At 65.4% G+C, this 23,882-nt stretch carries 26 protein-coding genes; 10 read left to right on the top strand and 16 right to left on the bottom strand.

What is annotated here, in order from left to right:
- Positions 1 to 4 precede the first annotated feature (4 nt).
- Positions 5 to 1,156: an acyl-CoA dehydrogenase family protein gene (locus tag E8L99_RS08330; protein WP_137099102.1), complete on the bottom strand. Its 1,152-nt coding sequence runs from the start codon at positions 1,154 to 1,156 to the stop codon at positions 5 to 7.
- 147 nt (positions 1,157 to 1,303) lie between these two features.
- On the opposite strand from E8L99_RS08330, the gene E8L99_RS08325 reads away from it, so the two are divergent.
- A complete protein-coding gene (locus E8L99_RS08325; RefSeq protein ID WP_215907060.1) occupies positions 1,304 to 2,596 on the top strand; it encodes a glycerate kinase type-2 family protein in 1,293 nt (430 codons plus the stop codon).
- On the opposite strand, the gene E8L99_RS08320 is transcribed toward E8L99_RS08325, so the two are convergent.
- Both E8L99_RS08320 and E8L99_RS08315 read right to left on the bottom strand, forming a co-directional pair.
- Positions 2,597 to 2,794 carry a heavy-metal-associated domain-containing protein gene (locus tag E8L99_RS08320; RefSeq protein ID WP_137099101.1) on the bottom strand — a complete coding sequence of 66 codons (198 nt, stop codon included), beginning with the start codon at positions 2,792 to 2,794 and terminating at the stop codon, positions 2,597 to 2,599.
- A 57-nt stretch (positions 2,795 to 2,851) separates the two neighbouring features.
- Positions 2,852 to 3,835 (bottom strand): tripartite tricarboxylate transporter substrate-binding protein, encoded by a 984-nt coding sequence (locus tag E8L99_RS08315; protein ID WP_137099100.1) that lies wholly within the window; start codon positions 3,833 to 3,835, stop codon positions 2,852 to 2,854.
- 198 nt (positions 3,836 to 4,033) lie between these two features.
- On the opposite strand from E8L99_RS08315, the gene E8L99_RS08310 reads away from it, so the two are divergent.
- Positions 4,034 to 4,885 carry an alpha/beta fold hydrolase gene (locus E8L99_RS08310; RefSeq protein WP_137102020.1) on the top strand — a complete coding sequence of 284 codons (852 nt, stop codon included), beginning with the start codon at positions 4,034 to 4,036 and terminating at the stop codon, positions 4,883 to 4,885.
- Positions 4,886 to 4,888: 3 nt separating this feature from the next.
- Here E8L99_RS08310 and E8L99_RS08305 read toward each other — a convergent pair whose 3' ends face one another.
- Positions 4,889 to 5,860 carry a tripartite tricarboxylate transporter substrate-binding protein gene (locus tag E8L99_RS08305; protein WP_137099099.1) on the bottom strand — a complete coding sequence of 324 codons (972 nt, stop codon included), beginning with the start codon at positions 5,858 to 5,860 and terminating at the stop codon, positions 4,889 to 4,891.
- Between the two features lie 83 nt (positions 5,861 to 5,943).
- Positions 5,944 to 6,648 (bottom strand): GntR family transcriptional regulator, encoded by a 705-nt coding sequence (locus E8L99_RS08300; protein WP_137099098.1) that lies wholly within the window; start codon positions 6,646 to 6,648, stop codon positions 5,944 to 5,946.
- A 125-nt stretch (positions 6,649 to 6,773) separates the two neighbouring features.
- Here E8L99_RS08300 and E8L99_RS08295 point away from each other — a divergent pair, with 125 nt between their 5' ends.
- The 4 genes from E8L99_RS08295 (at position 6,774) to E8L99_RS08280 (ending at position 10,753) form a co-directional block, all read left to right on the top strand.
- Positions 6,774 to 7,847, top strand: coding sequence for a tartrate dehydrogenase (locus E8L99_RS08295; protein ID WP_137099097.1), 1,074 nt, complete (start codon positions 6,774 to 6,776; stop codon positions 7,845 to 7,847).
- 100 nt (positions 7,848 to 7,947) lie between these two features.
- Positions 7,948 to 9,024 carry a tartrate dehydrogenase gene (locus E8L99_RS08290; RefSeq protein WP_137099096.1) on the top strand — a complete coding sequence of 359 codons (1,077 nt, stop codon included), beginning with the start codon at positions 7,948 to 7,950 and terminating at the stop codon, positions 9,022 to 9,024.
- 172 nt (positions 9,025 to 9,196) lie between these two features.
- Positions 9,197 to 9,880 carry a TerC family protein gene (locus E8L99_RS08285; RefSeq protein WP_137099095.1) on the top strand — a complete coding sequence of 228 codons (684 nt, stop codon included), beginning with the start codon at positions 9,197 to 9,199 and terminating at the stop codon, positions 9,878 to 9,880.
- A gap of 111 nt (positions 9,881 to 9,991) precedes the next feature.
- On the top strand, positions 9,992 to 10,753 hold the full coding sequence (locus E8L99_RS08280) for a TerC family protein (protein WP_137099094.1): 762 nt from the start codon (positions 9,992 to 9,994) through the stop codon (positions 10,751 to 10,753).
- Between the two features lie 3 nt (positions 10,754 to 10,756).
- Here E8L99_RS08280 and recF read toward each other — a convergent pair whose 3' ends face one another.
- Complete coding sequence (recF, locus tag E8L99_RS08275) at positions 10,757 to 11,938, bottom strand: DNA replication/repair protein RecF (RefSeq protein ID WP_137099093.1); 1,182 nt, start codon at positions 11,936 to 11,938, stop codon at positions 10,757 to 10,759.
- 90 nt (positions 11,939 to 12,028) lie between these two features.
- Between recF and E8L99_RS08270 the strand changes: the two genes are divergently transcribed.
- Positions 12,029 to 12,541 (top strand): DUF1993 domain-containing protein, encoded by a 513-nt coding sequence (locus E8L99_RS08270; protein ID WP_137099092.1) that lies wholly within the window; start codon positions 12,029 to 12,031, stop codon positions 12,539 to 12,541.
- Here the strand turns inward: E8L99_RS08270 and E8L99_RS08265 are convergent, their stop codons facing one another.
- From E8L99_RS08265 to E8L99_RS08250, 4 genes are all read right to left on the bottom strand, one after another.
- Positions 12,542 to 13,048, bottom strand: a complete 507-nt coding sequence (locus tag E8L99_RS08265; protein WP_137099091.1) for an L-2-amino-thiazoline-4-carboxylic acid hydrolase — start codon at positions 13,046 to 13,048, stop codon at positions 12,542 to 12,544. It lies immediately after the preceding gene.
- Positions 13,049 to 13,152: 104 nt separating this feature from the next.
- Positions 13,153 to 13,665, bottom strand: a complete 513-nt coding sequence (locus tag E8L99_RS08260) for a response regulator (RefSeq protein WP_168201606.1) — start codon at positions 13,663 to 13,665, stop codon at positions 13,153 to 13,155.
- Positions 13,666 to 13,735: 70 nt separating this feature from the next.
- The gene (locus E8L99_RS08255; RefSeq protein ID WP_137099089.1) at positions 13,736 to 14,407 is read right to left on the bottom strand and encodes a nicotinate-nucleotide adenylyltransferase; all 672 of its coding nucleotides are present in this window, start codon (positions 14,405 to 14,407) and stop codon (positions 13,736 to 13,738) included.
- Entirely contained in the window at positions 14,404 to 15,696 is a 1,293-nt protein-coding gene (locus tag E8L99_RS08250) for a glutamate-5-semialdehyde dehydrogenase (protein WP_137099088.1), read from the bottom strand. The genes E8L99_RS08255 and E8L99_RS08250 overlap by 4 nt, the downstream gene beginning before the upstream one ends.
- Before the next feature lie 164 nt (positions 15,697 to 15,860).
- On the opposite strand from E8L99_RS08250, the gene E8L99_RS08245 reads away from it, so the two are divergent.
- The 3 genes from E8L99_RS08245 (at position 15,861) to pncA (ending at position 18,382) form a co-directional block, all read left to right on the top strand.
- The gene (locus tag E8L99_RS08245; RefSeq protein ID WP_137099087.1) at positions 15,861 to 17,033 is read left to right on the top strand and encodes a divergent polysaccharide deacetylase family protein; all 1,173 of its coding nucleotides are present in this window, start codon (positions 15,861 to 15,863) and stop codon (positions 17,031 to 17,033) included.
- Between the two features lie 26 nt (positions 17,034 to 17,059).
- On the top strand, positions 17,060 to 17,566 hold the full coding sequence (locus E8L99_RS08240; protein ID WP_137099086.1) for an RNA pyrophosphohydrolase: 507 nt from the start codon (positions 17,060 to 17,062) through the stop codon (positions 17,564 to 17,566).
- A 90-nt stretch (positions 17,567 to 17,656) separates the two neighbouring features.
- Positions 17,657 to 18,382 carry a bifunctional nicotinamidase/pyrazinamidase gene (gene pncA / locus E8L99_RS08235; protein WP_137099085.1) on the top strand — a complete coding sequence of 242 codons (726 nt, stop codon included), beginning with the start codon at positions 17,657 to 17,659 and terminating at the stop codon, positions 18,380 to 18,382.
- Positions 18,383 to 18,441: 59 nt separating this feature from the next.
- Here pncA and E8L99_RS08230 read toward each other — a convergent pair whose 3' ends face one another.
- From E8L99_RS08230 to E8L99_RS08205, 6 genes are read right to left on the bottom strand one after another with little or no spacing between them, the layout of a single operon-like run.
- Positions 18,442 to 18,855: a F0F1 ATP synthase subunit epsilon gene (locus tag E8L99_RS08230; RefSeq protein ID WP_137099084.1), complete on the bottom strand. Its 414-nt coding sequence runs from the start codon at positions 18,853 to 18,855 to the stop codon at positions 18,442 to 18,444.
- A 26-nt stretch (positions 18,856 to 18,881) separates the two neighbouring features.
- Complete coding sequence (atpD, locus tag E8L99_RS08225) at positions 18,882 to 20,339, bottom strand: F0F1 ATP synthase subunit beta (protein ID WP_137099083.1); 1,458 nt, start codon at positions 20,337 to 20,339, stop codon at positions 18,882 to 18,884.
- 29 nt (positions 20,340 to 20,368) lie between these two features.
- Positions 20,369 to 21,238, bottom strand: a complete 870-nt coding sequence (locus E8L99_RS08220; protein WP_137099082.1) for a F0F1 ATP synthase subunit gamma — start codon at positions 21,236 to 21,238, stop codon at positions 20,369 to 20,371.
- On the bottom strand, positions 21,238 to 21,738 hold the full coding sequence (locus E8L99_RS08215; RefSeq protein ID WP_137099081.1) for a PH domain-containing protein: 501 nt from the start codon (positions 21,736 to 21,738) through the stop codon (positions 21,238 to 21,240). Before E8L99_RS08215 ends, E8L99_RS08220 begins: the two co-directional genes overlap by 1 nt.
- A gap of 7 nt (positions 21,739 to 21,745) precedes the next feature.
- Entirely contained in the window at positions 21,746 to 23,272 is a 1,527-nt protein-coding gene (atpA, locus tag E8L99_RS08210) for a F0F1 ATP synthase subunit alpha (protein WP_137099080.1), read from the bottom strand.
- Entirely contained in the window at positions 23,272 to 23,832 is a 561-nt protein-coding gene (locus E8L99_RS08205) for a F0F1 ATP synthase subunit delta (protein ID WP_137099079.1), read from the bottom strand. The genes atpA and E8L99_RS08205 overlap by 1 nt, the downstream gene beginning before the upstream one ends.
- Positions 23,833 to 23,882 lie beyond the last annotated feature (50 nt).

The following is a 23,882-nucleotide window of genomic DNA, read 5'->3' as shown; positions in this document are numbered from 1 at the left end:
CTTCTTACTGCCGGAAGGTTTCGCGGGAGATGATCATACGCTGGACCTCGCTGGTGCCCTCATAGATTCGGGTAATGCGAGCATCCCGGAAATGCCGTTCGACAGGATAGTCGGCGCAATAGCCGGCGCCGCCATGGAGTTGCACTGCCGTGTCGGTGCAGCGGAGCGCCGCTTCCGAGGCAAACAGCTTGGCCATGGATGCCTCGCGGCCAAAGGGCTCGCCGCGGTCCTTTTTCGCGGCCGCCGACAGCATGAGCAAGCGGGCAGCCTCGAGGTCGGTCTCGCGGTCGGCAATCATCCATTGGATGCCCTGGAAATCAGCGATCGCCTGGCCGAACTGGCGGCGCTCCTTCACATAGGCCTTGGCGGCATCCATGGCGGCGCGGGCAATGCCGAGCGAGAGCGCCGCAATGCCGATGCGGCCGCCCGCCAGTTCGCCGACCGCGATGCGGAAGCCGTCATGCAGCTTGCCCATGAGCGCGGAAGCGGGCACACGGCAGCCGTCGAAATGGACGACATTCGTGGCGGACCCATGCTGGCCGAGCTTCCTCTCGGCCTTGCCGATGGTGAGGCCCGGCGTGCCGGCCTCGACCAGGAAGCAGGAAATGCCCCTGCCCTTGGGCGCGGTGGGGTCTGTCACCGCCCAGACGACGAACAGCCCGGCATATTCGGCCGAGGTGATGTAGAGCTTCTGACCGTCCAGCACGAAATGGTCGCCGTCGATGCGCGCTTTCGTCGCCATGGCGGAAGGGTCGGAGCCGGCCCCGGATTCGGTGAGACAGAAGGCGCCGGCGGGATAGGTGCCATCGGCAATGCGTGGCAGATGGCGGGCCTTCTGCTCAGCCGAGCCGACCGCCTGGATCACCTCGGCCACCATGTTCGTGACCGAGGCGGTGACGCCGGTTGCTGCGCAGGCATAGCCCAGCTCCTCGATGGTCAGCGCGAAGGCGACCGTGCCGGCTTCGGTGCCGCCGAATTCGGAGCGGACATTGACCGACATGAAACCGGCCTCGGCCAGCTGCTTGAGATTGGCCAGGAATGCGGGACGCCCGCCGCCGTGGTCCAGCGTCTCAGCAAGCGGAGCGACAATCTCCGCGCTCATCCGCCGCGCGGTGTCGCGGATCAGGATCTCTTCCTCGCTGAGTTCGAACAGCATGCGTTTCCCCACGGCGTCGGTTTACTGGCCAAGGTTTAGGAGCGCGTCGGCTTGCCGGCAATCCGGGCGAAGGACCGGGGTCGCCCTTGCACAGGTGGCGCGCGCCTGCTTGTCTCGCGGCCCCTGCATGACCGTGGAACCCAAGCTGTGCCCCTGCCCTCCGACCCGCGCGCCTTTCTCGTCTCGCTCGGTCACGCCGCGATCGGCGCTGCCCTTGCCGAGCGGTTGGTCGATCACCTGCCGGCGGTTCCGACCGGCCGGACCATCGTGATCGGGGCAGGCAAGGCGGCGGCGGCCATGGCGGCCGCCTTCGAGAAGGCCTGGCCGGCTCCGCTCAGCGGCACGGTGGTGACGCGCTATGGTCATGCCGTGCCTTGCTCGCGGATCGAGGTGCTGGAGGCGTCGCATCCGGTGCCCGACGAGGCCGGCTTGACGGCAACGCGCCGCATCCTGAGCCGGCTTGAGGGCCTGCGGCCTGACGATCTGGTCGTGGCGCTGATATCGGGCGGCGGCTCGGCCCTGCTGACACTGCCGGGCGGCGATCTGACGCTTGATGATCTCAAGGCGGTGAATTCAGCGCTCCTGGCATCGGGCGCCGATATCGGCGCTATGAACTGCGTGCGCAAGCATGTCTCGGCCATTGCGGGCGGCAGGCTGGCTGCTGCGGCGCTGCCGGCGCGGCTGGTGACGCTGACCATTTCCGATGTGCCCGGCGACGACCCAGCCGTCATCGCGTCCGGCCCCACCGTGCCCGACACAACGACGCGCGAGGATGCGCTGGCGATCGTCCAGCGCTACGGCATGGAACTGCCCGACGCCGTCATGCGGCATCTGGCCGATCCGGCCTGCGAAAGCCCGAAGCCGGACCATCCGGCCTTTGCGCAAGGGATCGACGTTCGGTTGATTGCACGCCCCGTCGAGAGCCTGCGAGCCGCCGCTGCGATTGCCGAGAAGGCCGGCATCCCGACGCTGGTGCTGGGCGACACGATCGAGGGCGAGGCGCGCGATGTGGCGCAGGTCCATGCAGCCCTTGCCCGCTCGGTGCTGGAGCACAGCCTGCCGGTTGGGCCGCCCCTGCTCATTCTCTCGGGCGGCGAGACGACGGTGACCCTGCCGCGCGGCGGATCATTCGGGCGCGGCGGCCGCAACTCGGAATTCGCGCTGGCGCTGCTGGTTGCGGTGCAGGGATGGAAGCCGGAGTTGCGCAAGCGCCTTCATGCCATTGCACTCGATACCGATGGCATCGACGGCATCGAAAGCAATGCGGGCGCGATCGTCACGCCGGGGCTGATCGACGACGCCGAGCGGCGGGGACTATCCGCCCGCAGCCACCTCGACCGCCATGACGGCTTCGGCTTCTTCGCCGCGGTGGACGGGCTGGTGGTGACCGGCCCGACACACACGAATGTCAATGATTTCAGAGCTATTCTCGTCGGCTGATCAGGCCGCCTTGGCCTGGTAGCCTGCCGCGCTGACAGCCTCGGCAAGGATCGCGGCGTCGGCCGAGGTATCGGCCTCCACGCGGCCGGACGCCAGATCGACCCGGACGATTGCCGCAGGATCGGTGCGGCGGATGATCTTCTCGACCGAGGCAGCACAGCCGCCACAGGTCATTCCCTGAACATTCAACACGACCATGGTCGTTCTCCTGGACGACGTGCCCGGCGGGAATCCGCCGGGCACGCGCCGTATCAATCAGTTCGAGGCGGTGACGCCTGCCGCCTTGATCACCGGCGTCCACTTGGCGATCTCGGACTCGATGAAGGCCTGGAGACCGGCAGGCGTCGCCTGGACATCGGTCGGGAGATCGGCACCGAGTTCGGCCAGGCGGGCGCGGACATTAGCGTCGGCCAAAGCAGCCTTGAGAGCCTCGTTCAGCCGGGCAACGACCGGAGCCGGCGTGCCCTTCGGCGCGAGCATGGCGTTCCAGACGACGACCTGATAGCCGGGCAGACCAGCCTCTGTGGTGGTCGGGACATCAGGCAGCGCCTGGTTGCGGGTCATCTGGGCGACGGCGAAGGCCTTGATCGTGCCGGCGCGGACCTGCGGGGCGACGTTGACCACCTGATCGCAGAGATAGTCGACCTGACCGGCGACGAGATCGTTCATGGCCGGGCCGGTGCCGCGATAGGGCACGGTCTGCGGGTTGACGCCCATGATCGAATTGAGCAGCAGGCAGGTCGTGTGGCTGACCGAGCCGATGCCGGCATGGGCATTGTTGGCCGTGCGCTCGTTGGCCTTCACCCAGGCCACGAATTCGCTCAGCGTGTTGGCCGGCAGTGCCTTCTTGGCGGTGATCAGGATGGCATTGGTGTTGACCAGGCCGATCGGCGCGAAGTCGGTGGCCGGGTTGTAGCGCAGGTTCGGATAGAGCGCGACGGAAGCCGCATGGGTGCCGGTGTGGCCGATCATGATCGTATGGCCATCGGCGGCGGCCTGGGTCAGGCGGGTCGAACCTGTGGTGCCGCCGGCGCCGGCGACGTTCTCGATGACGACAGCCTGGCCCAGCGACTTGCCCATCGCCTCGGAGACGATGCGGGCGACGACATCGGTCGGGCCGCCGGCGGCGAAGGGAATGATCATGGTGATCGGCCGCGACGGGAACGTCTGGGCGGCGGCGGGCGAAAGGCCGGTCGCCAGGGCAGTCGCTGCGGCGGCAAGGAAGAAGCGCTTGTTCATCGGGGTCCTCTGGGGCTTGGGCGGCTCCTGGGGGGAGCTTCTTTGCTGTGGAGCTTTTCGAATACCTAATCTTCGCGCTTCTGGATACAAGGACCTGCTGCGACCTTCGGCGCACATGCCGTTTGCGTCAATTTCACAGGGAAAACCGCGATGATCGCCCAATTGCCCGTGTCTGATCGCCTATTCCCTGGCTTTCGCATGCTCGACGTCACCACGTCGGGGACGACGATCCGGCTGAGAACAGGCGGATCGGGGCCGGCCCTGCTGCTGCTCCATGGCTATCCCCAGACCCACGTTCTCTGGCACCGGATTGCGCCGCGGCTGGCAGAGCGTTTCACCGTGGTGGCGGCCGACCTCAGAGGCTATGGCGACAGCGGCAAGCCGGAGACGGACGCACAGCATATGCCCTATTCCAAGAGGGCGATGGCCAATGACATGGCGGAGGTGATGACCGCGCTCGGGCACGAGCAGTTCTTCCTTGGCGCCCATGATCGCGGCGCCCGCGTGTCCCACCGGCTGGCCCTGGACCATCCCGGCCGGGTGCGGAAGCTCGCAACCCTCGACATCGCGCCTACCCGTGAGATGTACCGCGACACGACGGATGCCTTCGCACGCGCCTACTGGCACTGGTTCTACCTCATCACGCCGGCTCCCTTTCCGGAGCGGATGATCGGGGCTGATCCGGATGCCTATTGGCTGAAGAAGTGCGGCTCGGGCGCGGCCGGCCTCAATCCGTTCTCGCCGGAGGCATTGGCCGAATATCTCCGCTGCTTCCGCAACCCCGCGACCATCCACGCCAGCTGCGAGGATTATCGGGCCGGCGCCGCGGTCGACATCGTCCACGACGACGAGGACGGCGGGCGCAAGCTCGACATGCCGTTGCTGGCACTGTGGGGAGAGAATGGCGTGATCGGCAAATGTTTCGACCCGCTGGCGCTGTGGCGCGAACGGGCAAGCGATGTCAGGGGCCATCCCCTGCCGGGCGGGCACTACCTCGCGGAGGAAGTGCCCGACCTCGTGGCATCCGAATTCGAAGCGTTCTTCACCTGATCATCAGTTGCCCGCAGTGACGCCGGCGGCCTTGATCACCGGCGTCCACTTTTCGACCTCTGCACGGACGTGAGCACCGAGCGCCTCGGGTGTCTGTCCCGCGGCATCGGGAATCTCGCAGCCGAGTTCCAGCAGGCGCTTGCGAACGCTCTCATCGGCCAAGGCCGCACGACCGGCGGCATTCAGGCGCTCGATGATCTCGCGCGGCGTGCCCTTCGGGGCGAACATGGCGTTCCACCCGACAACCTGGAAGACGGGCAAACCCGCCTCGGCCGAGGTGGGCACATCCGGGGCAACGCCAAGGCGGCTCGGCGTTGCGACCACATAGGTCTTCAGATTGGCAAGCTGCGGCACTATGGTGACGGTCTGGTCGCAGACATAGTCGAGCTGCTTGCCGAGCAGGGCCGCGAGCGCCGGACCCGACCCGCGGAACGGCACATGCTGGACCGGCGCGCCGACGAGGTGGTGGAAGAACACGCAGGTGAGATGGGAGGTCGAGCCCACACCGCCATGGCCGTAATTGTAGCGCCCGGGATTGGCTCTGATCAGCGCGATCATCTCCTGCAACGTGCTGGCCGGGAAATCCTTGTGCGCCGCGATCATCATCGGCGTGCCGGCGGCATTCATGATCGGCTCGAAATCGGTGCGCGGATCATAGGCCAGATTGGGATAGAGGCCGACGGAGGCTGAATGGGTGCCCATATTGCCCATGATCAGCGTGTAGCCGTCAGGGGTCGCGCGGGCGACGCGTGTCGAGCCGGTCGTGCCGCCGGCGCCGCCGACATTCTCGACCACGATCGACTGGCCGAGCGTTCGCGACATGTGCTCGGAGACGATCCGCGCGATGATGTCGGTCGTCCCGCCGGCCGCGAAAGGCACGATCATGGTAATCGCGCGGCTGGGAAAGCTCTGCGCCGCAGCGGGGCTGGCGAGAGCAATGAGGCCTGCCGCTAGGGCACTGGCAAACAGTCGCATGGATTTCCTCCTGAGTTGGGGTGCGCCGCGCCGGATGCGCGATCTTGTTGTTATGCCGGCAAAACGCCGGATTGGCCGTATGACTATAGGTGCTTCAGTCCGAAGTTCTCCAGAAGCGGCAGAAGCTCATCGCTCGTGTTGAGCCGATGGCGGCGGGCGGCGGCATGGGCAGCCTCGCCGTCGCCGGCACGGATCGCCGCGATCACCGCGCGATGCTCGTCGACGGAGGCGGGCAACCGCGTGCGAAGTTTCAGGGTGAGCATGCGGGCGCGATGGAGCTGGTCCTTGACCGTCTGCATGATGCGCACGAAGCGGCCATTGCCGCAGCGCTCGACCAGAAGCTGGTGATAGGCCTCGTCGGCGCGGCCCCATTCTCCATGATCGCCGCGTGCAAGCGCCTCGGCCATGCGGTCGGTGGCCGTCGCCAGTTCATCGCAGACGATGGCGCGCTCGGGCGCGGTCAGGCCAGCCAGGCGCTGGGCGGCGCTGGCCTCGATGGCAATGATGACCTCGTAGATTTCGCGGATGTCGTCCGGGGCCAGCGCGCAGATGACGATCCCGCGCTTGGGCACGATGCGGACAAGACCCTCCTCCTGCAGCTTGAGTGAGGCCTCGTGGACCGGTGTCCGGCTCATGCCGAGGCGCAGCGCCAGTTCCTGGGCCGATGCCTGATAGCCCGGCGGGAAGATGCTCTCGCGGATCGCTTCCTTCAGCGCGGCATAGGCGTCGTCGACCAACGACGGCCGCCGGTCCTGCACCTGCTCCTCGTGGGCAATGCCCGCAACCATCTGATCTCCCGAACTGCGCATTGTGACGATGCTTCCATGGAAGCTCCAATGGAATGTTGACATCGATTGGTTTCGATTGCAATCAAGCCTGATCGCCAGCCACCGCGCCACCGAGGACCAGCCCCATGAAGGCCTATCGCATCGCATCCATTCCAGGGGACGGCATCGGCGCCGAGGTGGTCGATGCCGGCGTCGAGGTCCTGCAGGCGCTCGCCGGGCGCGAACAGTTCACAATCTCCTTCGACCGGTTCGACTGGGGCGGCGAGTACTACAAGAAGCATGGCCGGATGATGCCGGAGGACGGCCGCGAGCAGATCAGGAAACATGACGCCATCCTGTTCGGCTCCGCCGGCCACCCCGACATTCCCGACCACATCACGCTCTGGGGCCTCCGGCTCGCGATCTGCCAACCCTTCGACCAGTACGCCAATGTCCGCCCGACCCGCATCCTGCCGGGCATCACCTCGCCGCTGCGCCACGTGTCGGGGCCGGAACTCGACTGGGTGATCGTGCGCGAGAATTCCGAGGGCGAATATTCCGGCGTCGGTGGCCGCGTCCATCAGGGCCTGCCGATCGAGGCGGCAACCGACGTGTCGATGATGACCCGCGCCGGCGTCACCCGCATCATGCGTTTCGCCTTCAAGCTGGCGCAGTCGCGCCCGCGCAAGCTCCTCACCGTGGTCACCAAGTCGAACGCCCAGCGCTATGCCATGGTGATGTGGGATGAGGTCGCCGCCGAGGTGGCCACCGAATTCCCGGACGTGACCTGGGACAAGGCCATCGTCGACGCCATGACCATGCGGATGACCCTGAAGCCGGAGACGATCGACACGGTGGTTGCCACCAACCTGCATGCCGACATCCTCTCCGATCTCGCTGCGGCCCTTGCCGGCTCGCTCGGCATCGCTCCGACCGCCAATCTCAATCCCGAGCGCGAGTTTCCCTCGATGTTCGAGCCGATCCACGGCTCGGCCTTCGACATCATGGGCAAGGGCATCGCCAACCCCATCGGCACGTTCTGGTCGGCCGTCCTGATGCTCGACCATCTTGGCGAGCAGCCGGCCGCGGCCCGGCTGATGCGCGCGATCGAACGCGTCACGGCGGACCCGAGCCTTCACACGCCCGACCTCGGTGGCAAGGCGACGACCCGCCAGGTCACCGATGCCGTGATCACCGCGATCCTCGCCGATAACGAATAGAGCCCTTCCCTGACCTCATGGGCGCCCTGCCGCCGGCAAGGCTTGTCCGCCACCGTCCCGCTGGCTATCCGGTCGGACTTCGCTTCCCAAGGAGACACGCATGGCCCGCTCGAACACCTACCGGCTCGCCGTCATTCCCGGCGACGGCATCGGCAAGGAAGTCATGCCCGAGGGTGTGCGCGTGCTGGAAGCCGTGGCGAAGAAGTACAAATTCTCCGTCGATCTCGACCATTTCGACTTCTCGTCCTTCGACTATTACGAGAAGCATGGCCGCATGATGCCGGAGGATTGGAAGGAGAAGATCGGCGGCCATGACGCGATCTTCTTCGGCGCCGTCGGCATGCCCGACAAGATCGCCGACCATGTCTCGCTCTGGGGCTCGCTGCTGCTGATGCGGCGCGAGTTCGACCAGTACGTCAACCTCCGCCCGGTCAAGCTGATGCCGGGCGTGCCCTCGCCGCTGGCCGGCCGCAAGCCTGGCGACATCGACTTCTTCGTCGTGCGCGAGAACACCGAGGGCGAATATTCCTCGATCGGCGGCCGCATGTTCCCGGGCACCGACCGCGAGTTCGTCTTGCAGGAAACGGTCATGACCCGCGTCGGTGTCGACCGGATCCTGAAATATGCCTTCGAGCTCGCGATGAAGCGCAAGCGGCGCAAGCTGACCAGCGCCACCAAGTCGAACGGCATCTCGATCTCCATGCCCTATTGGGACGAGCGGGTGGCCGAGATGAAGAAGTCCTATCCGGCTGTCGAGGTGAACCAGTTCCACATCGACATTCTCACCGCCCACTTCGTGCTGAACCCCGACAAGTTCGACGTGGTGGTGGCGTCCAACCTGTTCGGCGACATTCTTTCCGACCTTGGTCCGGCGTGCACCGGCACGATCGGCATCGCGCCGTCGGGCAACATCAATCCGGACCGCAAGTTCCCCTCGCTGTTCGAGCCGGTGCACGGTTCGGCTCCCGACATTGCCGGCAAGGGGATTGCCAATCCGATCGGCCAGATCTGGTCAGCGGCCATGATGCTCGACCATCTCGGCGAGCCCGAGGCCGCTGCCGAAATCGTCCGCGCCATCGAGGAAGTGCTGGCGAGCGCTGCGTACCGCACACGCGATCTCGGCGGCCAGGCCAATACGATCGACTGCGGCAAGGCTGTGGTCGACGCCATCGGCTGATATGGGAAAGATGAAACGGCCGGACTGATACGTGTTTCTATATAGTTATGCGCATTTCCACGCATTTCTTAGTCAGAAATACTAATATCAGCGATGAGGTCCTGCCCCTAGTGTGCGGCCCAAAGTCGGCACGTCGGCCGTTTCAACCCATCCCATATTGAAGGTGCCCCCGATGGACTTCAGCTCGCTCAGCCTCGTGGGCATCATTCAGGTCATCTGGATCAACATCATCCTGTCGGGCGACAATGCGGTCGTCATCGCGCTGGCCTGCCGCGGCCTGCCTGACCGGCAGCGCATGATCGGCATGGTGCTGGGCGCAGGCGTGGCGATCCTGCTCCGCGTCGTCTTCACCCTGTTCGTCGCAACCCTGCTCGACATGCCCTTCCTGCGGGTGGTCGGCGCTTTGCTGCTGCTGTGGATCGCAGTCAAGCTGGTCACGGATGAAGGCGGCGACGACGACAAGATCCAGGCATCCGATCAGCTCTGGTATGCAGTTCGCACCGTGGCCATCGCCGATGCCGTCATGAGCCTCGACAACGTGCTGGCCATTGCCGCCGTCGCCCGCGACAACAAGTTCATGCTCATCTTCGGCCTCGTGATCTCGATCCCGCTGATCGTCGCCGGCGCCACGCTGATCATGAAGATGCTCGAGCGGTTCCCCATTCTCATCTGGGCGGGCGCCGCTCTTCTCGGCTGGCTTGCCGGCGACATGGCGTTGAATGACCCGATTGTGAAGCAGTTCATCGGTGGCGATCTCGCCCACAAGCTGGAAATGCCTGCGGCGATCATCGGGGCCATCTTCGTGGTGGCGACGGCCTTCCTGATCAGGAAGCGACACGCGGCAGCTGAAGCATAAGGGATACACCTAGGGGTTTTTCGCCCCCCCTCGTGACATAGGCACAAATGCTTATTATGTCGGTGGCCGATCGGCCGCGCATCGGTGCGCGGCCTGCGCCGTGGGGCCGATATGGAAAGCATTCTCTCTGGAACCCTGTTCTCCGACACCAAGTTCTGGATCGGCCTGCTCCAGATCATCTGGATCGACCTTCTCCTGTCAGGCGACAATGCGGTCGTCATCGCGCTGGCATGCCGCGGCCTGCCGGAGCGCCAGCGATTCTACGGCATTCTGCTCGGTGCTGGTGCGGCTATCGGCCTGCGCATCCTGTTCGCACTCATCATCACCTATCTGCTCGCCATTCCGCTGCTGCGGCTGATTGGTGGCCTGCTGCTGCTCTGGGTGGCCGTCAAGCTCGTGGTGGGTGAGGGCGAGGAAGCCCATACCGAAATGGAAGCGACGGACAGCCTCTGGAAGGCCGTGCGCACCATTGCCATCGCCGATGCTGTCATGAGCCTCGATAACGTGCTGGCTATCGCCGCCGCCTCGCACGGCAATGTCTGGCTCTTCATCTTCGGCCTGCTGTTGACCATCCCGCTGATCATTGCCGGATCGGGCCTGGTGCTGAAGATCATCGAGCGGTTCCCGATCTTCGTCTGGGCTGGCGCGGCGCTGCTCGGATGGATTGCCGGCGACATGATCGTCAGCGATCCCGCCGTCCTCCGACAGCTCGCCGGCTGGAGCCTGAACCTGGTAGTGGTCGATCCGACGCCTGCTGGTTCGCTGAAGGCTGCGGCACTGCCACATTATGTGGCCGCGCTCAGCGGTGCGGTCGTCGTGCTGGCGATCGGCTATGTCCTGCGCCGGCGGCACGCGTCGCAGGCGGTCGCCTGACAGTCAGGCCCGGCTGATCGTGCCGGGCACGACTGCGAAGATATCGGCTCGGGTCCTCAGGCTGTCGAAAGCCTGGGGATCGGCGCCAGTCATCCAGACCTGGGCGCCCAGTGCCTCCAGGGCATCGTAGAGAGCGGCTCGACGCTCGGGATCGAGATGGGCCGCCACCTCGTCGAGCAGGACCAGCGGCGTGAAACCTGCCATTTCGGCAACGAGACGGGCATGGGCCAGGACCAGCCCGACGAGCAGGGCCTTCTGCTGGCCGGTCGAGCAGCGCTCGGCGGGTGACCCGGATGGACCATGGACCGCCTGCAGGTCGGTCAGATGCGGGCCCTCGGTGGTCCGCCCTGCAGCCCGGTCGCGGTTGCGATTGGCGCGCAACACCGCCCGGTAATCGTCCTCCACCTCCAGGGCAGGACGCTCCAGCACGGCATTCTCGACCGCGCCATCGAGCGCGAGCGCCGCCCAGGGGAAGGGCGAGGCCGGGTCCTTGGTCGCCTCGATCAGGCCTGCGAGACGGCGCACCGTTTCGGCCCGTGCGGCCGCCACGGCAACCGCGAGTTCCGCCGTCTCATGTTCCACCGCCTCCAGCCAGGCGGGATCGGGGGCCGGCTCCTCCAGCAGGCGATTGCGCGCGCGGAGCGACCGCTCCAGCGCATTCACGCGGCTGCCGTGCTCGGCATCCACCGCCAGAACCAGCCTGTCGAGGAAGCGCCGACGCTCACCGCCAGAGCCGAGAAACAGGCCATCCATGGCGGGCGTCAGCCAGACGACGCGGATATGCTCGGCAAAGGCCGCAGCCGAACCGACAGGCACCCGATCAATGCGGCAGATGCGGGTTCGCGCCTCTTCCTCGCCACCCTCAATGCCGGTGCCCAGCATGGTTTCGCCATAGGCCGCCTCTACGGTCGCGTTGAGCGCCCACCCGCCATCGCCCTGGTCGGAAGCAATTTCGCTCAAGGTCGCGCGCCGCAGGCCGCGGCCAGGCGTCAGCAGCGACAGCGCTTCGAGAACATTGGTCTTGCCGGCTCCATTGGGGCCCACGAGCGCCACAAGCGAGGCTTCGGGTCGCAGGTCGCCCGCGGCATAGCTGCGAAACCGCGACAGCTGGATGCGCGTCACGCGACCCTGGATTGGCTGCCGCCCGATCGGGGCCGGCTGGTCGATGGCGTGCTGAATCGGCATGGGCTCTTATAGCGTGGTGGCGCAATCGATGCGCGAGGCCTAAATGGGGAATGCGCAACTCCTGCGCCTCGATCCTTCAGGATTATCCCCATGAGCACGCGCCTGTCCGACGTCTCGCTGCCCATCTTCGTCCAGATGCTGACCAATCTGTCAGCAATGCTCGACAAGGCGGCTGAATTCGCCGCCGCCAAGAAAATCGACCCGAAGGTCCTGCTGGACTCGCGGCTGGCGCCCGACATGTTCTCGCTGACCCGACAGGTGCAACTCGCCACCGATTTCGCCAAGGGCCCGACGGCCCGTCTCTCGGGCATTGAGATCCCGAAATATCCCGACACCGAAACGACGATCGAGGAGCTGAAGCAGCGCATCGCCACCACGATCGCCTTCGTCAGGAGCGCCGACACCAAGGCAATCGACGACCGTGCCGATGTCGAGATCACCGTGCCGCTCGCCGGCCAGCAGGTCGCGTTCAAGTCACGCGTCTATTTCACCTATATGGCCCTGCCGAACTTCTTCTTCCACGTGACCACGGCCTACAACATCCTGCGCGAGAACGGCATGGATATCGGCAAGCGCGACTTCGTCGGCCGCCCGCCCGTCTGATCAGGACGACGCCGCGTCCTTCTCATAGCGGAACCGGAAGTCGCAGTGGCTTGCGCCCTGCATGATGGTCTGGGTCCGGTCGAGCTTGAGCCTCTTGTCGTAGCCTTCGCAGAAGGTGCCATCGCGCTGGCACGACAGGAGGTGGCCGATCTCGCCCAATCCCATGTCCTTGTACATTTCGGAATAGCGGCAACGGGTGACGTTGAAGGAATAGGTGTCCTCGGTGCGGCCGAGGACCTCGACATCAAGCGCACCGCCCTTGGTCCACAATTCCTGCATGTCGATGAAGCCCTGCAGCGACGGGCCCTGCGGCGCTTCTGCGGCGAAACGCTCGCCCTGCTCGATGGCAGAACGGCGCACAGCCTCGGCAACCGAGGCCTCCGCAATGGCCTTGCCGTGGCTCGCGGTCAGCGCGTCATAGACGTGCTTGAGAATCTCCGCCTCGATCCGGCGCTTCTCGTACATCGAGAGGCCCTGCGGATGGGCGGGAGTGGCAGCTTTGGTCATGACGGGATCCTCGATGCGTGATCAGAACGCAAGAGGACCCGTGTTTGGAAATCTTCGCAAGTAGGGCCGTCGCAAGGGACGTCTGCCGCCGCCAGCCTGCGGCGTCAGACCACGCTTGCGGGCTGGGGAGCGGAGGCGCGACGCAGCCGCGGCTCGATCAGATTGCGACGCGGCTCGGGACGATAGTGGCCATCAATGTGCACCATAGGCCGCGGTCGGGTGATGATCGAGATGATGCGCTCCAGCATGATCTTGCCGGAGATCGGCTTGGCGACGAACTCGTTGACGCCGAGCTTGGTCGCCTCCATCACGCGCCAGCGCTCCAGATGCGCGGTCAACATGATGATCGGGATATCCGGCAGCGGGAAGGTCGATGGGTTGCGCACGATGCGCATCAACTCGGCGCCGTTGAGCATCGGCATTTCCCAGTCGAGAATGACGATGTCCGGGGCGTGCAGCCTGATATGCTCAAGACCTGCCAGTCCATCGACGGCCTCGGAAACACTCTTGATCCCGATATTGGTCAGAATGTTGCGGATAATCTTCCGCATGAACTGATTGTCGTCGATGACGAGGACATCGACGCTCGACAGAAGCTGCTCGGCCTTCTTGGACATCAGCCCGTTCATATGCATCCCGCCCCGCGTTTCTATGAGGCGACATTAACCGGCGCGCTTTGCCCCGCGCTTAAGTGGATAGGTGCAATTTTACGGGTATCAGCTTTTTCTCGCGAAGCGCCGTCGATGACAGCGGCGACTTCAATCCGTGCAGGAAAATCCAGGCCGGGGCCTGGGTGAAAGCCAGCCGGTGGCCGTCGGATTCGTCGAGGCGATAGCGGGCAAGGCGGGTGGCCGCGACGCCGCCTGCGGATTTCAGGCCGGCCCCCGGTCGGTCGACGATCGCCATCGGCACAAGACCGGCAATGCCCAGCCAGTTCTGCCACAGATGGAACTGGGCCAGATTGTCAGCCCCCATGATCCAGACGAAGCGAACACCGGGGCAGCGCGCCTTCAGGGCAGCGATGGTGTCGAAGGTAAAGCGGGTGCCGAGCCGCGCCTCGATATCGGTGACCTTGATCGCAGGATGGTGGGCCAGCGCACGGGCGGCCGACACCCGTTCCGCCAGCGGGGCGAGGCCTGAATGGGCCTTGAGCGGATTTCCCGGCGACACCATCCACCAGACGGCGTCGAGGCCAAGCCGCTTCAGCGCGGCGAGCGCAACCAAGCGGTGCGCTTCGTGAGGCGGATTGAAGGATCCGCCAAACAGCCCGATTGTCATGCCCTTGGCATGCGGCGGCAGGACGAGCCGCCGCCCGGAGCGCTTCAGCCGTGGCGCGATGCGCGAGCCGAACGGCCTCACGGACGGATCTGACCGGTGCCGCGCACGCGGTAATTGAACGAGGTCAGCTGCTCGACGCCGACCGGCCCGCGTGCGTGCATCTTGCCGGTCGCGATGCCGATCTCGGCGCCGAAGCCGAACTCGCCGCCATCGGCAAACTGCGTCGAGGCATTGTGCAGGAGAATGGCGCTGTCGACCTCGCGCATGAAGCGCTCCGCTGCGCCCTGATCCGCCGTGACGATGGCGTCCGTGTGGTGCGACCCATAGCGTTCGATATGGGCAATCGCTGCGTCGAGATCGTCGACGACCTTCACCGCAATGATGGCGTCCAGGAACTCGGTCGACCAGTCCAGTTCGACGGCAGCGGTCACCCGGGCATCGACGGCGCGCGCCGCAGCATCCCCGCGTACCGCGCAGCCGGCAGCAAACAACGCCTCGACCAGCGGCTTCAGATGCGTGGCTGCGACGGCGCGATCAACCAGCAGGGTTTCCGCAGAGCCGCAGACACCGGTGCGCCGCATCTTGGCGTTGATCAGGATATCGCGCGCCATCGCCAGGTCCGCTCCGGCATGGACATAGACGTGACAATTGCCGTCGAGATGGGCGAAGACCGGCACACGGGCCTCCTGCTGAACCCGCTCGACCAGGCTGCGTCCGCCACGCGGCACGATGACGTCGATCGTGCCCTCCAGGCCACGCAGCATCATGCCGACGGCTGCCCTGTCGCGGGTGGGGACGAGAGAAATGGCAGCAGCCGGCAGGCCGGCCTGTTCCATGCCCGTGACGATTGCCCTGTGGATCGCGCGCGATGAACGGAAGCTGTCGGACCCGCCGCGCAGGATCACCGCGTTGCCGGCCTTGAGACAGAGCACACCGGCATCAACCGTGACGTTCGGCCGGCTCTCGTAGATGACGCCGACAACACCGAGCGGCACACGGACGCGCTCGATGTGCAGGCCGTTCGGCCGGTCCCACGCCGAGATCACCTCGCCAACGGGATCCGGCAGATCACGAACCACCTCGACGCCGGCAGCCATCGCCTCGACGCGCGCAGGCGTGAGTGTCAGCCGGTCGATGAACGAGGCGGCGAGCCCGTCGCGGCGGGCGTCCGCGAGGTCCTCGGCATTGGCGGCCAGAATGTCGGCGGCAGATGCACGGATGGCGATGGCGATCGCATCGAGCGCCCGATTCTTGTCGGCAGGCGAAGCAAGCGCGACCTGCCGAGCCGCGCGCCGGGCGTCGGCGCCCAGCACGTTCATGACGGTTTCGATGCCGGCAGCGGCGTCGACAGCACTCAGCTTCGCACTCATCGGTCCCTCCGAAGGGGCGCATTGCCTAGCACGCAGGCGAAAGAACGCAAAATCCGCCGGGAAAATCGCCCAACCCGCCACACGCGACAATGTGGTTAACCGGGAGTTAAGGGTTCCGGCCTGATGAAGGAAGGGGGCGCTCCGCCGCCAACATCCGGCGCACGATGACCGACGAGCTCAACGCCCCTCTCGGGGTGGAACCAGAGACCAAGCCCAAGCGCAGGTGGCCGCTGCCGCCTCTGATGCCGCTTGCCGCCGGCCTGGTCGGCCTCATCGTTCTCGGCCTCATCGGTACGATCCTGCTCGTTCACAATCCGCTGGGCGGTGAGCCGCGCGCTCTTGCGGCGATCGCCGAGCCCAAGCCGCGCCAGATGGAACCGGTCGTCCAGCCGCCTCCAGCTGCTGCGCCGGCGGCGACACCGACCGAGCAGCCGGAAGGCACGACGATCAATGTGATCAACGGCATGTCAGGTGCCGCGCAGCAGGTTCGCATCGCGACGCCACCGCCCTCGCAGGAGCGTGCCACCGGCCTCGATCCCCGATTGTCGGAACGCACGCCCCATGGCCCGCTGCCTCGGGTCGCTCCCGACGGCCGCCGCCCCCTTGAGGCCTATGCCCGGGCATTCCGCGTTCCAACCTCGGCGCAATCCAATCTGCCGCGCATCGCCATCCTCATCGGCGGCCTGGGTATCAGTGCCAACGGCACGTCGGAAGCGATCACCAAGTTGCCGGGCGCGGTCTCGCTTGCCTTTGCGCCCTATGGCAACGACCTCGAACGCGCTGTCATGCGCGCCCGCTCGATCGGCCATGAGGTCTTCCTGCAGGTGCCGATGGAGCCGTTCGACTATCCCGAGAACGATCCCGGACCGCAGACGCTGCTCACCACATTGTCCGCTGAGCGCAATACCGAGCGGCTGTTCTGGGCCATGGGCCGCTTCCAGGGCTATGTCGGCATCGTCAATTACATGGGCGCCAAGTTCACGGCGACCGAGCAGTCGCTGGCGCCCATGCTGCGCGAGGCCAATAGGCGCGGCCTGATGATGATCGACGACGGGTCGAGCCCGCGCAGCCTGATCGGCCAGCTTGCGACCGGTCTCCAGCAGCCAAATCTGCGCGGCGATATCCAGATCGACCGGGTGCCGACACCTGCCGAACTCGATGCCCAGCTCAGCCGCCTCGAAGCCCGGGCGCGTGAGAAGGGGTTCGCGCTTGGCATCGGCTCGGCATTACCGGTCACCATAGACCGCGTCGCCAACTGGGCGCGCGCGCTCGAGGAGCGAGGCATCATCCTCGTCCCCGTCACAACAGGCGTGGCGCGCCGTCCTTCATCGGGGTAAAACGAATGCCGAGCCGGACATCGACGATGACACCCTTCGAAGACCTGCCATACCGCCCCTGTGTTGGCGTGGTCCTGATCAACCGGGACGGTCTCGTCTTTGTCGGCAAGCGCAAGGGCCCCGCCCCGGAGCATGTCGATGGTGGCCATGCCTGGCAGATGCCGCAGGGCGGCATCGATCCCGGCGAGAGCCCGCTCGCCGCCGCCAAACGCGAGCTTTACGAAGAGACCAATGTCCGATCCGCCTCGCTGATTGCCGAGGCGCCGGAATGGTTCGCCTATGACCTGCCGCAGGTGGTGGCTGGTCAGGCGTGGCGGGGCAAATATCGCGGCCAGACGCAGAAATGGTTCGCCTTCCGCTTTGACGGCGACGATAGCGAGATCAACGTGCTGCAGCCGGCCGAGGGCAGGCACAAGGCGGAGTTCGAAGCCTGGCGCTGGGAGAAGCTGACGGCGACGCCCGACCTGATCATTCCGTTCAAGCGCGGCGTCTATGAGCGCGTCGTCGCGAGCTTCTCGGCCTTCGCGCACTGAAGCATCCCAGTTAAGGGTTCTTCCGCATCGCACAATCCGAGCATGAGCGTAGCCTTCCGGCAGGTGTCACCGACCGCCGAGGAGGATCCCATGAAACGCCCATTCGAGATCGATCGCCGCGCTGCCATTGCCGGAGCCACCCTGCTGACAGCCGCAGGCAGTCTCACTGCCCATGCGCAGGACAAGCCTGTGATCGACAGTTCCACCGTCCTGATCGTCGTCGACGTGCAGAACGACTTCTGTCCAGGCGGACGGCTGGCCGTCGGCAAGGGCGACGAGGTGGTTCCTGTCATCAATGCAATGGCGAAGCGCTTCCAGAATGTCGTGCTGACGCAAGACTGGCACCCGGAAGGTCATTCCTCCTTCGCCACCTCGCATCCCGGCAAGAAGCCCTTCGAGCTGATCCAGATGCCCTATGGGCCGCAGGTGCTCTGGCCCGACCACTGCACCTGGGACAGTGCCGGTGCCGAGTTCCACGAGGGTCTCGACATCGCCCATGCGCAGACCATTGTCCGCAAGGGTTATCGCCGCGAAGTCGACAGCTATTCCGGCTTCATGGAGGCCGACCGCAAGACCGCAACCGGCCTTGGCGGCTATCTGAAAGAGCGGGGCATCGCACGGGCCGTCGTGGTCGGCCTTGCCACTGACTTCTGCGTCAACTGGACGGCCCAGGACGCCGCCAAGAACGGCCTGCAGACCTTCGTGGTCGAGGAGGGCTGCCGGGCCATCGACCTCGGTGGCTCGCTCGCGAAAGCCTGGACCGACATGGCGGCGCTCGGCGTCAAGAAGATCAGTGTCGCGGACCTGCCGGCCTGACCCCCAAACGAAAAGGGCCGCCCGAAGGCGGCCCTTTCGAAGTGATCAGCAGGCCTGTCTCAGTGGACCGTCGACGACGTGGCAAGGATGGCCTTGACGTCGTTCAACTGGGCCAACTTCTCGGCAGCACGCGAACGCGCGTCATCGCTCTTGGCGTCGGCGAGGTCTTCCTCGGCCGCCTTGATGTCGCGGTCGATCTGGCCGGCATCGAGGTCCTCGACCGCCACGGCCTGCTCGGCAAGCACGGTGAGCGTGCCGGAAGAGACCTCGGCGAAGCCGCCGCGGACATAGAGCCGCTTCGGCTGACCTTCGCCGTAGATCGTCAGGATGCCCGGACGGATCGACGACACGAAGGGCGCGTGGCCGGCGAAGATGCCGAACTCACCATCAGCGCCAGGCACGACCACCTGGGTCACCGCGCCGGAGAAGAGCTGACGCTCCGGCGAGACCAGTTCGAAGGAGAAGGTCGTCATGGGCTATCTCGATCCCTGTCAGGTGATCAGGCGGCTTCGGCAGCGAGCTTGCGGCCCTTTTCGACCGCTTCCTCGATGGTGCCGACCATGTAGAAGGCGGCCTCGGGGAGGTGATCGTACTTGCCGTCGACGAGATCGTTGAACCCCTTGATGGTGTCCTTGATGTCGACGAACTTGCCCGGCGCGCCGGTGAAGACTTCAGCCACGAAGAAGGGCTGCGACAGGAAGCGCTCGACCTTGCGGGCGCGGGCCACCGTCAGCTTGTCCTCTTCCGACAGCTCGTCCATGCCGAGGATGGCGATGATGTCCTGGAGCGACTTGTAGCGCTGCAGGGTCTGCTGGACCTTGCGGGCCACGTTGTAGTGGTCATCGCCGATAACGCGGGGGTCAAGCATGCGCGAGGTCGAGTCGAGCGGATCGACCGCCGGATAGATGCCCTTTTCGGCGATCGAGCGGTTGAGAACGGTCGTCGCGTCCAAGTGGGCGAAGGAGGTGGCAGGCGCCGGGTCGGTCAAGTCGTCGGCCGGCACGTAGATCGCCTGAACCGAGGTGATCGAGCCCTTCTGCGTGGTGGTGATGCGCTCCTGGAGCGCACCCATGTCGGTGGCGAGCGTCGGCTGATAGCCCACCGCCGAGGGGATGCGGCCCAGCAGAGCCGACACTTCCGAGCCGGCCTGGGTGAAGCGGAAGATGTTGTCGACGAAGAACAGCACGTCCTGGCCCTGGTCGCGGAAATCTTCCGCGATGGTGAGGCCGGAGAGCGCGACGCGGGCGCGGGCGCCCGGGGGCTCGTTCATTTGGCCGAACACGAGGGCGCACTTGGAGCCTTCGCCGCCACCCTTCTTGTTCACGCCGGATTCGATGAACTCATGATAGAGATCGTTGCCCTCGCGGGTGCGCTCGCCGACGCCGGCGAACACCGAGTAGCCGCCGTGGGCCTTGGCGACGTTGTTGATCAGTTCCTGGATGAGCACGGTCTTGCCCACGCCGGCGCCGCCGAACAGGCCGATCTTGCCGCCCTTGGCGTAGGGGGCGAGAAGGTCGACGACCTTGATGCCGGTGACCAGGATTTCCGCTTCCGTCGACTGCTCGGCAAAAGAGGGAGCCGGCTGGTGGATGGCGCGGGTGCGCGAGGTGGCGACCGGGCCGGCCTCGTCGATCGGCTCGCCGATGACGTTGAGGATGCGGCCGAGCGTCTCGACGCCCACCGGAACAGCGATCGGCTGGCCGGTATCGGTCACTTCCTGGCCGCGGACGAGGCCCTCGGACGTGTCCATGGCGATGCAGCGCACGGTGTTCTCACCCAGATGCTGGGCAACTTCCAGCACCATGCGGTTGCCATTGTTGGAGGTCTCCAGCGCGTTCAGGATCTGGGGCAGGGTGCCCTCGAACTGAACGTCGACCACGGCGCCGATGACCTGGCTGATGCGGCCAGTGCCGGTCGGAGCATTCGTGGCTTTCGCGCTCGTCGCTTTCTTCGCCATGATACGGTCCTCGATCTAACTGTGTCGGATCAGAGCGCTTCAGCGCCCGAGATGATTTCAATGAGTTCTTTGGTGATCATCGCCTGACGCGCGCGGTTGTACTTGAGCGTCTGCTTCTTGATCATCTCGCCGGCGTTGCGGGTCGCGCTGTCCATGGAGGACATCTGTGAACCGTAGAACGAGGCGTTGTTTTCCAGGAGGGCCCGGAAAACCTGAACGGTGATGTTGCTCGGCAGGAGATCGGCGAGGATCTCGCTTTCGCCGGGCTCGAACTCGTAGGGGGCGGTGGCCTCGGCCGCGCCGGCGGGAATGGTCGCCGGAATGAGCTGGGTGGCCGTCGGGATCTGGGCGATCACCGACTTGAAGCGCGAGAAGAACAGGGTGCAGACGTCGAAGGCACCGTCCTCGAACAGCTTCAGGACCTGATTGGCGACTTCCGCCGCGTTGGAATAGCCGAGCTGGCGCACGCTGCGGAACTCGACATAGCCGACGATCTGCTTGTCGAACTGGCGGCGGATCAGGTCATAGCCCTTGCGGCCGACGCAGAAGAACTTGACCGTCTTGCCCTCGGCCATCAGCGCCAGGGCCCGCTCGCGGGCAAGCCTGACGATCGAGGTGTTGAAGGCGCCGCACAGGCCGCGCTCGCCGGTGGCAACCACCAGCAGGTGGACGTTGTCGGAGCCCGTGCCGGCGAGAAGGCGCGGCGCATCGGCGCCCGACACGGAGCTGGCGAGATTGGCCAGGACCGCGTCCATCTTCTCCGCATAGGGACGCGCCGCCTCGGCCGCGTTCTGCGCACGCTTCAGCTTCGCCGCGGCCACCATCTGCATGGCCTTGGTGATCTTCTGCGTCGCCTTCACGGAGGCGATGCGGTTCCTCAGATCCTTCAAGCTCGGCATTAGCCGACTTCCCTTCTGGCTTCGATGGCCTGCTCCACCTTGCGGCGGAAGGTCAGCGGATCAGCAATTCTCTTGATCGGGGTCTCGGAAATACCCGTTCCGTGAACCGTCACATGTCCGAAATTCAACATGCGGCCCCAGAAGGTCTGATCGACCGAAATCGATTCGACCTTCTCCAGCCGCTGCTCGATGGTGGAGCGGGCAATCAGGCCCCACTTCGCCACGACCTTGCGGGAGGTCACTGCCAGCTCGGTCGTGCGCGTCAGGAACCTGGAGACCAGAAACCAGACGATGCCGACCAGCAGCGGCACGAAACCCAGGAGCCAGATCAGGCCGTTCGAACTGGTGTTCAGACGGCTGGATCCGAAGGTCACGGTCAGGACAGCGATGCCCAGACCGAGGATGATCGTCACGAACGGCCAGAGATAGGCGATCCAGTGGATGCTCGCCTCATGGACGATGGTCTCGCCCGGTCCCAGACTGTCGGTGACGTAGCTCATCAGCGGATCAGGCGAACGCGCCGGCGAATGCCTCGACCAGTGCCTTCAGCTTGCCCGCGGTGTCGTCGGACAGATCCTTCGACGACCGGATGGCTTCGAGGATCGTGCCTTCGGAGCGCAGCTTGCCGAGGAGACCGTCCTCGAAAGCCTTCACGCGGTTGAGCGGCAGCTTGTCGAGATAGCCGTTGGTGCCGGACCAGATCACGCAGACCTGCTCTTCCATCTTCAGCGGCGAGTACTGGGCCTGCTTCAGGAGTTCGGTCAGACGCGAGCCGCGTGCCAGCAGGCGCTGGGTGGTGGCGTCGAGATCGGAACCGAACTGCGCGAAGGCAGCCATTTCGCGATACTGAGCGAGCTCGCCCTTGATCTTGCCGGCGACCTTCTTCATCGCCTTGGTCTGCGCCGAGGAACCGACGCGCGACACCGAGAGGCCGACGTTCACCGCCGGGCGGATGCCCTGGAAGAACAGGTCGGTCTCGAGGAAGATCTGACCGTCGGTGATCGAGATCACGTTGGTCGGGATGTAGGCGGACACGTCGTTCGCCTGGGTCTCGATGACCGGAAGCGCGGTCAGCGAGCCATTACCGGCGGCATCGCCCATCTTGGCGGCGCGCTCGAGCAGGCGGGAGTGAAGATAGAACACGTCGCCCGGATAGGCTTCGCGGCCCGGCGGGCGGCGCAGCAGCAGCGACATCTGGCGGTAGGACACGGCCTGCTTGGACAGATCGTCATAGATGATGACGGCGTGCATGCCGTTGTCGCGGAAGAACTCGCCCATGGCGCAGCCCGAGAAGGGCGCCAGGAACTGCATCGGAGCCGGGTCAGAGGCGGTCGCGGCAACGACGATCGAATATTCAAGAGCGCCGTTCTCTTCCAGCGCCTTGACGAACTGGGCAACCGTCGAACGCTTCTGGCCGACAGCGACATAGACGCAATAGAGCTTGGCGCTCTCGTCGGTGCCCTGGTTCAGCGGCTTCTGGTTGAGGATCGTGTCGAGGGCGATGGCGGTCTTGCCGGTCTGGCGATCGCCGATGATCAGCTCGCGCTGGCCGCGGCCGATCGGGATCAGGGCGTCGATCGACTTCAGGCCCGTTGCCATCGGCTCATGCACCGACTTGCGCGGAATGATGCCCGGCGCCTTGACGTCGACGCGCGAACGCTTGTCGGCGACGATCGGGCCCTTGCCGTCAATCGGGTTGCCGAGGGCGTCGACGACGCGGCCGAGCAGGCCCTTGCCGACGGGGACGTCAACGATGGCGCCTGTCCGCTTGACGGTGTCGCCTTCCTTGATGTCGCGGTCGGAGCCGAAGATCACGATGCCGACATTGTCGACTTCGAGGTTCAGCGCCATGCCGCGCGTGCCGTTGGTGAATTCCACCATTTCGCCGGCCTGGACATTGTCGAGGCCGAAGACGCGGGCGATGCCGTCACCGACGGACAGCACCTGACCGACCTCGGAGACTTCCGCCTCCTGTCCGAAGTTCTTGATCTGGTCCTTGAGGATCGCAGAGATTTCAGCGGCGCGGATATCCATCAGCCGACCTCTTTCATGGCGGTTTTAATCGAGTTGAGCTTGGTGCGGAGCGAGGTGTCGATCATCCGGGAGCCGACCTTGACGATCAGCCCGCCGAGGATGGCCGGGTCTACCTTCACTTCGATCTTCGGTTCCTTGCCAAGAACGTCCTTGAGGGCGCCGGCAAGGGTCTTGGAATTGGCGTCCGAGAGGGCCTCGGCCACGGTGACTTCGGCGATCACCTCGCCCCGCGAACGGGCGACCAGGCCCTTGTAGCCGCGGATGATGCTGGCGATGGCGAACAGCCGGCGGTTGGTGGCAACTAGGCGGACAAGGTTGCCGGCAATGCCGCCGATCTTGGCGGCGTCGAGGACGGCGCCGACGGCGCGGGCCTGATCCTCGGCCGAGAAGACCGGGCTCTGCACGAGGCGCTTGAGATCCTCGGAGCCGTCGACCAGCGCCGAGAACCGGTCGAGATCGGCCGAGACCTCATCGACCTTGGCCGCCTCGCTGGCGAGCTCAAAAAGAGCGAGCGCATAGCGCCCCGCCATACCTGAAACTGTCTTGTCTTCGCCAGCCACCGCGTCTCTCGCGCTAGGGACGTCAAGCCATCTCGACCGAACCGGCAACC

The sequence above is a fragment of the Phreatobacter aquaticus genome (assembly GCF_005160265.1).
Taxonomy (GTDB): domain Bacteria; phylum Pseudomonadota; class Alphaproteobacteria; order Rhizobiales; family Phreatobacteraceae; genus Phreatobacter; species Phreatobacter aquaticus.
This window is presented reverse-complemented; position numbering and strand designations above follow the sequence as displayed.